Annotated in this window: 2 protein-coding genes; both read left to right on the top strand. The window is 64.4% G+C overall.

Going from position 1 to position 2,365, the window contains the following annotated elements; all coding sequences use genetic code 11:
* On the top strand, positions 1-1,856 hold a 1,856-nt coding region (locus RMO57_RS16085), incomplete at its 5' end, for a molybdopterin-dependent oxidoreductase (RefSeq protein WP_310388310.1).
* A gap of 13 nt (positions 1,857-1,869) precedes the next feature.
* The coding region (locus RMO57_RS16080; RefSeq protein ID WP_310388309.1) for a complex I subunit 1/NuoH family protein at positions 1,870-2,365 on the top strand (496 nt) is incomplete at its 3' end.

Here is a 2,365-nt window from a genome sequence, read left to right as displayed (position 1 = left end):
GCTTTGGCCAAGAGCTGGCCGGGGTGATGGAACTCGGCATGCAGAACCGGGGTGAGCACAGCGAGATCACCACGTTTGTGGGCCAAACCATCGACAGTGAGCTGTCGGGCAACATGATCGACATCTGCCCGGTCGGTGCGCTCACCAGCAAGCCCTTCCGTTACGCTGCCCGCACCTGGGAGCTGTCGCGCCGCAAGAGCATCAGCCCGCATGACAGCACCGGCGCCAATTTGGTTGTGCAGGTCAAGGGCAACCAGGTCATGCGTGTCGTGCCGCTGGAAAACGAAGCCGTCAATGAATGTTGGATCTCCGACCGGGACCGTTTCTCGTACGAAGCGCTGAACAGCGATCAGCGCCTGACCCAGCCGATGATCAAGCAGGGCGGCGCCTGGAAGACGGTCGACTGGAGTACCGCGCTCGAATATGTGGCGAACGGTTTGAAGCTGGTCCGCGCCGAGCATGGCGCGGCCGCCATCGGTGCGCTGGGCTCTGCCCACAGCACGGTCGAAGAGCTGCATCTGCTGGCCAAGTTGGTGCGCGGTTTGGGCAGTCAGAACGTCGACTACCGTCAGCGTCATGCCGATTTCAGTAATACGGCTGCCAGCGGCCAAGCCCATTGGTTGGGGCTGCCAATTGCCGCCCTGAGCAGCCTGGACCGCGCCCTGGTGGTCGGCTCCTTCCTGCGCAAGGATCACCCGCTGTTCGCGCTGCGCCTGCGTCAGGCCGCCCGCCATGGTGCGCAGATCATGAGCATTCATGCCAGCGAAGACGATTGGCTGATGCCGGTCGCCGCCCGCATCACCGTGGCGCCGAGCAGCTGGGTGCAGGCGCTTGCCGACGTTGCCGCCGCCGTTGCCGCCGTCAATGGCGTGGCAGCACCTGCAGCCGGAACGGCGACCGAAGCCGCACAGGCGATTGCGGATGGGTTGCTGTCCGGTCAACACAAGGCGATTCTGCTCGGCAATGCCGCTGCAGAACATCCGCAAGCCGCCAGCTTGCTGAGCCTGGCGAACTGGATTAGCGCGCAAACCGGCGCCAGCGTCGGCTATCTGACGGCCGCCGCCAACACCGTCGGTGCCCAGCTGGTTAACGCCCTACCTCAGCAGGGCGGTCTGAACGCCGGCCAGATGTTGAGCGATGCCGGCCTGAAGGGTCTGCTGCTGCTGAACACCGACCCGGTACTTGATTCGGCCAATGCAGCCGCCGCCGCCAAGGCGCTGGCCGCGGCCGAGATGGTGGTCGTGATGAGCCCGTTCAAGACCGGCTTGGACTACGCCGATGTCTTGTTGCCGACCGCGCCATTCACCGAAACCTCGGGCACCTTTGTCAGCGCCGAAGGTCGGGCGCAGAGCTTTGTCGGCGTCGTCAAGGCGCTGGGCGAGACCCGTCCGGGCTGGAAAATTCTGCGTGTGCTGGGCAATTTGCTGGCGCTCGACGGCTTTGCGCAAGACAGCTCCGAGCAGGTGCGCAGCGAGGCCTTGGGCGTTGATCTGAGCGCTCAGCTGAGCAATGCCGGCGCGGCCGCCATTCAAGCGGGTACGTCAAAAGCGATCGAGCGCCTGGCCGATCTGCCGATCTATGCGGCCGATGCGCTGGTGCGTCACGCCACATCGCTGCAGCTGAGCAATGACGCGCGGCAGGCGGCAGTGGCGACTTTGCCGACCGCTTTGTGGCAACAGCTGGGCTTGAGCGAAGGTGGCTCCGTGCGCATCACCCAAGACGGCTCAGGCGCCGTGCAGCTGCCGGCCAAATTGGATACCAAGCTGCCGGCCAATGTGCTGCGCGTGCCCAGCGGCCTACCCGAAACAGCGGCTTTGGGTGCCATCTTCGGCGGCTTGAACGTCAGCAAGGTCTGAGGCGAGAACAGCAATGATTGAATCCTTTTACCAAAGTGGAGCGCAGCTGTTTGGCGGCCTTTCGCCGCTGATCTGGCCGGTGCTCTGGAACCTGATCAAGATCATCGCGGTGGTTGCACCGCTGATGGTTTGCGTCGCCTACCTGACGCTGTGGGAGCGCAAGGCGATCGGCTGGACGCAGATCCGTCCCGGCCCAAACCGCGTCGGCCCCTACGGCCTGCTGACCCCGATCGCCGATGCGGTCAAGCTGATCTTCAAGGAGATCATCGTGCCGACGGCCGCCAACAAGGGCCTGTTCTTCCTCGGCCCGGTGATGACCATCATGCCGGCCCTGGCCGCCTGGGTGGTGATCCCCTTTGGCCCCGATGTGGCGCTGGCCAATATCAATGCCGGTCTGTTGTTCCTGCTGGCCATCACCTCGCTGGAGGTCTACGGCGTCATTATCGCCGGCTGGGCCTCCAACTCGAAGTACGCCTTCCTCGGCGCGCTGCGGGCCTCAGCGCAGATGG

The sequence above is a fragment of the Roseateles sp. genome (assembly GCF_031397715.1).
Lineage (GTDB): Bacteria > Pseudomonadota > Gammaproteobacteria > Burkholderiales > Burkholderiaceae_C > Paucibacter_A.
Note: the sequence above shows the minus strand (reverse complement) of the source record. Positions and strands in the feature narration are given on the sequence as shown.